The sequence below is a fragment of the Streptomyces colwelliae genome (genome assembly GCF_048158785.1).
In the GTDB taxonomy this organism is placed as follows: Bacteria; Actinomycetota; Actinomycetes; order Streptomycetales; family Streptomycetaceae; genus Streptomyces.
Genome location: NZ_JBLTJC010000565.1, coordinates 1 through 4,956, shown reverse-complemented (window position 1 = coordinate 4,956; position 4,956 = coordinate 1). Strand labels below are relative to the sequence as shown.

The 4,956-nt window shown below is 69.1% G+C and carries 8 protein-coding genes and 2 pseudogenes; 6 read left to right on the top strand and 4 right to left on the bottom strand.

Annotation, left to right across the window (positions count from 1 at the left end; genetic code table 11):
- Nucleotides 1-131, top strand: a pseudogene (locus tag ACNFOC_RS50925) (LCP family glycopolymer transferase); the annotation flags it as partial.
- Here ACNFOC_RS50925 and ACNFOC_RS50920 read toward each other — a convergent pair.
- Nucleotides 118-345, bottom strand: coding sequence for a SigE family RNA polymerase sigma factor (locus tag ACNFOC_RS50920; protein WP_416965788.1), 228 nt, complete (start codon nt 343-345; stop codon nt 118-120). The pseudogene ACNFOC_RS50925 and the gene ACNFOC_RS50920 overlap by 14 nt on opposite strands.
- Nucleotides 346-549: 204 nt before the next feature.
- Here ACNFOC_RS50920 and ACNFOC_RS50915 point away from each other — a divergent pair, with 204 nt between their 5' ends.
- The 3 genes from ACNFOC_RS50915 (at nt 550) to ACNFOC_RS50905 (ending at nt 2,028) form a co-directional block, all read left to right on the top strand.
- Nucleotides 550-1,092, top strand: a complete 543-nt coding sequence (locus ACNFOC_RS50915; RefSeq protein ID WP_416965787.1) for a hypothetical protein — start codon at nt 550-552, stop codon at nt 1,090-1,092.
- A 74-nt stretch (nt 1,093-1,166) separates the two neighbouring features.
- Nucleotides 1,167-1,496 (top strand): hypothetical protein, encoded by a 330-nt coding sequence (locus ACNFOC_RS50910; protein WP_416965786.1) that lies wholly within the window; start codon nt 1,167-1,169, stop codon nt 1,494-1,496.
- 70 nt (nt 1,497-1,566) lie between these two features.
- The gene (locus tag ACNFOC_RS50905) at nt 1,567-2,028 is read left to right on the top strand and encodes a hypothetical protein (protein WP_416965785.1); all 462 of its coding nucleotides are present in this window, start codon (nt 1,567-1,569) and stop codon (nt 2,026-2,028) included.
- Nucleotides 2,029-2,078: 50 nt separating this feature from the next.
- On the opposite strand, the gene ACNFOC_RS50900 is transcribed toward ACNFOC_RS50905, so the two are convergent.
- The 3 genes and pseudogenes from ACNFOC_RS50900 to ACNFOC_RS50890 form a co-directional block, all read right to left on the bottom strand.
- Entirely contained in the window at nt 2,079-2,360 is a 282-nt protein-coding gene (locus ACNFOC_RS50900; RefSeq protein WP_416965784.1) for a glutaredoxin domain-containing protein, read from the bottom strand.
- A gap of 40 nt (nt 2,361-2,400) precedes the next feature.
- Nucleotides 2,401-2,954 (bottom strand): annotated as a pseudogene (locus ACNFOC_RS50895) (LysR substrate-binding domain-containing protein).
- Complete coding sequence (locus ACNFOC_RS50890) at nt 2,915-3,349, bottom strand: LysR family transcriptional regulator (RefSeq protein ID WP_416965783.1); 435 nt, start codon at nt 3,347-3,349, stop codon at nt 2,915-2,917. The pseudogene ACNFOC_RS50895 and the gene ACNFOC_RS50890 overlap by 40 nt, the downstream one beginning before the upstream one ends.
- Before the next feature lie 70 nt (nt 3,350-3,419).
- Here ACNFOC_RS50890 and ACNFOC_RS50885 point away from each other — a divergent pair, with 70 nt between their 5' ends.
- Nucleotides 3,420-4,844 carry an acyclic terpene utilization AtuA family protein gene (locus ACNFOC_RS50885; protein ID WP_416965782.1) on the top strand — a complete coding sequence of 475 codons (1,425 nt, stop codon included), beginning with the start codon at nt 3,420-3,422 and terminating at the stop codon, nt 4,842-4,844.
- On the top strand, nt 4,841-4,956 hold a 116-nt coding region (locus ACNFOC_RS56140; protein ID WP_521987035.1), incomplete at its 3' end, for an AtuA-related protein. The genes ACNFOC_RS50885 and ACNFOC_RS56140, both read left to right, overlap by 4 nt.

Sequence of the window (4,956 nt, the reverse complement as noted above, 5' to 3'; positions counted from 1 at the left end):
ACAAGAAGCTGGGCGGCGGCACCGACGACGGCAGCGCCCGCTCCGACACCGCGATGGTCATCCACGTCTACAAGGGCCACAAGAAGGCCAGCGTGGTGTCCATCCCGCGTGACACCCTCATCGACCGTCCGGCGACTCCAACTGCCGTACCCGGCGCCACACCGCGTACAGCTTCGCCAACGCCGTCTGCGTCAGGTCCTCGGCCAAGTGCCAGTCCCCGCACAGCAGATGAGCCGTACGTCGCAGATGCGCCTGCCGACTACGAGCGAAGTCGTCGAAGTCGAGCCCGGCACCGCCGACACCACCGGCATCGGAGACGTCCTGCCAGACCGGCGTCCGGATCACAGGCCACCTCCACCCGGCACCGGCGCGGCGCACGGTGAGAAGTACTTCATGCCTGAGGAACGGGGTTACGGGACAGGGGGGTTGTCACGTCCCGGGAAAATTCTTCAACGACAAACACAGCGACAACGGCGACAATGAACGACCGCACGGGACAAGCGGGACATCAGCACCACGGGACAACGACGGGACAACGGGGTGGCAGCGATGGGCCGTTGGCAGAGTGGGAGACCGTCGCCGGTCGAGGTGCGCTACAGCGCGACCGCGTGGCAACGCGTAACACCCGTTCTGCCCCTGACCGTTCTGAACGGGGCCCTCCTCATCACGTCCTGGACCGGGCCGCCGCCCCCGGACTTTGTGACCGCGGTGCTGACCATCTGGATCGGCCTGCTGCTCCTGAGTGTCCTGCTCCCCTCCTGCTTCGGCGTTACTCTCACCCCGTCCGCGGCAGTGGTCCGCAACGTGCGCCGCCGAACCATCCCCTGGGCCGACATCCAGGCCATTCAGCTCCAATCCACCCTGGGCACCAAGTCGCTCGTCCTCCACGAGGCGAACGGCCACCGCACCGAACTCCGGGCACCCACCTCCGGATTCCTGTCCTGGGACCGCCACTTCAACGAAAAGCTCCACACCATAGAAACCTGGTGGCAGACCCACAGAGGCCCCGACTGGACCCCGATCACACCCCCACCGGCCTGGTGGAACACCCCACCGACCCCGGACCCGAACCCGTTCGCCCCACCCAAGTAGCTCATGCGCAACGGGGGTTGAGCCACCAAGCAGAAGCAGAAGCAGAAGCAGGGGCAGGGGCAGGAGCGGAAGCCATGGCACTCACCCGCAAGGGAACCCGGCACATCGTCGTCGACGGCACGGCCTACCGATGGCGCCTGCGCCGCAAACCGACCTACTCCCAGGCGCTGGCCTGGTCACCGTGCACGTTCGCGGTCGAGCACGCGGACGAACCCGGTACGACGCTCGTGGTCACCACCGACCACCCGCACCCGAGCAACTGGCTGTGCCACGAGCCCAAGCCCGTACTCCCGTCCGACGTCACCCACGCCATCGAACGCGCCCTGCGCGAAGGCTGGACCCCGACGGCCCCCGGCTCCCCGTTCCACCTGGACCTCTCCACCGGCTCCACGCCCTCACCCTGAACAAGGCACCGAGAACAAGGCACGGAGAACAAGGCGACGAACTCCCGCCCGGGCGGGCATCATTCGTACCGTGGACGATGTACGAGACGGCGTCATAGGCGCCTGGCGGGTCAGCCGGTCCGCCCGGCTCATGGGCTATCTGCTGGCCGCCGGCCCGGCGTGCGGGGCGCTGTCCGCCTGGTGGGGTGTTGTCTCCCACCCGGACAAGCAGAACGCGGAATCCGCCGGGGCAGCGACCGCCTTCGCCCTGTTCTTCGCCCTCTTCGCCTGGTGGGCGCTGCTGCGCGTACGCCTGGAACTCACCACGGACACGATCGTCATGGTGAACCCCTGGGGCACCCAGCACCTGCCCTGGTCGCAGGTCAGCGCGGTGACCCTCGGCAATTGGGGAGCGCGGTTCCACACAAAGGACGGTTTCACGTACACGGCGTACGCCCTGAGCGACCTGGCGGGCGGACGCCGCCAGGACGATCGGTTCGCCGAGGTGAAACGAGTGTCCGACGCCCAACTCCGAGGTGGACAACCGCTGTAGGAGCCCGAAGCGCCGGCGCGGGGACCGGACGAGCCCTGTGAACAGCTCTGTCAGCCACTCCCCGACAACAGATGCGGCGCATACGCCTCCACCGCCTCCAACAACTCCCGCTTCGACGGATTCACCATCGCCCGCCCCGCCACAGTCACCGTCGGCACCGTCTCGTTCCCGTCCGCGACGGACCGGACGAACGCAGCCGCATCGGGGTCCCGCCAGATGTTCACCTTGCTGAACTCCAGCCGTGTGAACCGGAGTTGGGCGAGCAGCCGCATGCAGTACGGGCACATGGGCCGCCAGTAGACGACGACACCACCACCGGCCTCTTCAGCCACGTCTCTCCCCTTCGCCCTCATCACCCCGCCCGCCGGCCGGCTACCGAACCGACCCCGAACCATCATGCTCAGCACCCGCGCCATGCAGAAGCCGGTGCAGAAAATAGGCGGACGCCGGCGGCAGCACAGGCGTACGCGGCGTATACACCGCCAACTTCCGTACCGTTCCAGGCCCGTTCAGTGGCCGTGTCACCAGCCGCCCGAACGCCATCAACGGCAGCACCAGCCGCGGTACGGCACTGACGCCGAGCCCCGCCGAGATCATCCCCGCCGCCGTACCCACCTCCCGGGTCTCGATGACGTTCGTCGGCCGAACTCCGCCTGCTCGAAGGACTGATCCGCGAGCCGCCGCACGCTGCTGGAGGGCGTGAAGGCGACGAAGGGCTGCTGGGCCAGGTCGTGCCAGGTCGCGGACGCCCGCTCGGTGAGCGGATGGTCCGTCGGCAGGACAGCCAACACCGGTTCCTCGCAAAGGAGTTGGCCGCGCACCTGGGGGTCCGCGTTCCCGCCCTCCGCGATCGCCAACTCCGCCGCTCCGGAGCGGACGTACTCGATCACCTCCCGCGTGGTCCCGTCCAGGATCCGCAACTGCATCGCGGGATGCTGCCCAGCACGGCCCGGAAGACGCCGGGCAGCATCCCGGCGGCCACTGACGGCAGCGCGGCCACCGTCACCGTGCCCCGCTCCCCGGCACGCATCGCGGCGAACCGTTCCATGCCGCGGTGGTACGTCCGGAGGATGTCGCGGGCGACGCCGAGCAGCTCGGTGCCCTCCGGGGTGAGCGTCAGCGACCGCGTCGTGCGCTCGAAGAGCTTCGCGCCCACCGCGTGTTCGAGCTGCTGGACGGTACGGCTCAGCACGGGCTGGCTCAGCAGCACCTCCTCGGCGGCCCTGGTGAACGACCCGGCTTCTGCGACACTCAGGAACAGCTCCATCTGCCGCAGGGTGATGTCCATGCCCCATGAGTACAGGGCGGAGGGCTCATTCATGCGGAAGCCACATCAATCCATGCGCGATTGATCTTTGCCCCGGGCCCCCGCACCGTCCCACAGTGGTCCCATGAGCCGGACATGGACGCGGACACAGAGACGGACACCGACCCCTGAGAAGCCGACGCGACGGATCCGCATCGGCTGCGGCGCGGGCTTCGCCGACGACCGTGTCGACCCCGCCGTGGAACTCGCGGAGCACGGCCGCCTCGACTACCTCGTCTTCGAGTGCCTGGCCGAACGCACCGTCGCCCTGGCCCAGTTGGACCGCCTCCGCGACCCGGACACCGGCTACAACGAGTGGCTGGAGGAGCGCATGGAAGCCGTACTCGAACCCTGCGCCCGTCACGGAACCCGCATCATCACCAACATGGGCGCGGCCAACCCGAGGGCCGCCGCGAGGGTGGTGGCGGAGGTGGCCCGCCGCCTGGGCCTCGACGGTCTACGCATCGCGACGGTCACAGGCGACGACGTACTCCACCTGGTCAAGGGCACGCGCCTCCCCCTCCTGGACGGCCCCGGCAGGGCGGCAAGCACGGTGAGCGACCTCCACGAGACCGTCGTATCGGCGAACGCCTACCTCGGCGCGACCCCCGTCACCGAGGCCCTCGCCCAGGGCGCCGACGTGGTCATCACCGGCCGGATCGCGGACCCGTCGCTCTTCCTCGCCCCGCTGATGCACGAGTTCGGCTGGCCCCCGGCCGACTGGCCCCTCCTGGCCCGCGGAACCGCCGTAGGACACCTCCTGGAATGCGCCGGCCAACTCACCGGCGGTTACTACGCCGACCCCGGCACCAAGGACGTCCCCGACCTCGCCCGTCTCGGTTTCCCCCTCGCCGAGGTGTCCGAGGACGGCTCCTTCACGGTCACCAAAGTCCCTGGCTCCGGCGGCCGTCTGACCCCGGCGACCGTCACCGAGCAACTCCTGTACGAGGTCCACGACCCGGCCGCCTACCTCACCCCCGACGTCACCGCCGACTTCTCCCACGCCCACCTCACCCACCTCGCGGAGGACCGGGTCGCGGTCACCGGCATCACCGGCCGCGAACGCCCCACCACCCTGAAAGCCTCGGTCGGCTACCGCGACGGCTTCCTCGCCACCGGCGAGATCTCCTACGCCGGCCCGGGTGCCGTGGCCCGAGCCCGCGGGGCGGCACGGATCGTAGAACAACGCCTGACGACAGCCGAGTTGCTGGTCACGGAGGCGCGCTACGACCTGATCGGCATCGACGCGGTACACAGAGGGGCCGGCGCAACTGCCGTAGAGCCGAACGAAGTTCGCCTACGGGTGGCCGCCCGCACCGCAACCCACCTCCAGGCACGCCGGGTTGGCAGAGAGGTGGCCTCCCTGTGGCTGAACGGCCCCTACGGAGGCGCGGGCGTCACCCGCGAGACCCGCGAGAACATCGCCATCACCTCGGTCCTGCTACCTCGCGAACTGGTCATGCCCAACACGGCAGTTCAGTTGACAGCGGCAAGAACGGTGACGCCATGAAACTCCACGAACTGGCCCACGCCCGCTCCGGCGACAAGGGCTCCACGGCAGACATCTCGGTCATCGCCTACGCCCCGTCGACCTACCCCCACCTGCGCACACACCTCACCCC

What these genes read in the sequence shown, in the direction of transcription:
- ACNFOC_RS50885 (WP_416965782.1), top strand. Translation starts at nt 3,420, where the DNA reads ATGAGCCGGACATGGACGCGGACACAGAGACGGACACCGACCCCTGAG.
- ACNFOC_RS50910 (WP_416965786.1), top strand. Translation starts at nt 1,167, where the DNA reads ATGGCACTCACCCGCAAGGGAACCCGGCACATCGTCGTCGACGGCACG.
- ACNFOC_RS50890 (WP_416965783.1), bottom strand. Translation starts at nt 3,349, where the DNA reads ATGAATGAGCCCTCCGCCCTGTACTCATGGGGCATGGACATCACCCTG.
- ACNFOC_RS50915 (WP_416965787.1), top strand. Translation starts at nt 550, where the DNA reads ATGGGCCGTTGGCAGAGTGGGAGACCGTCGCCGGTCGAGGTGCGCTAC.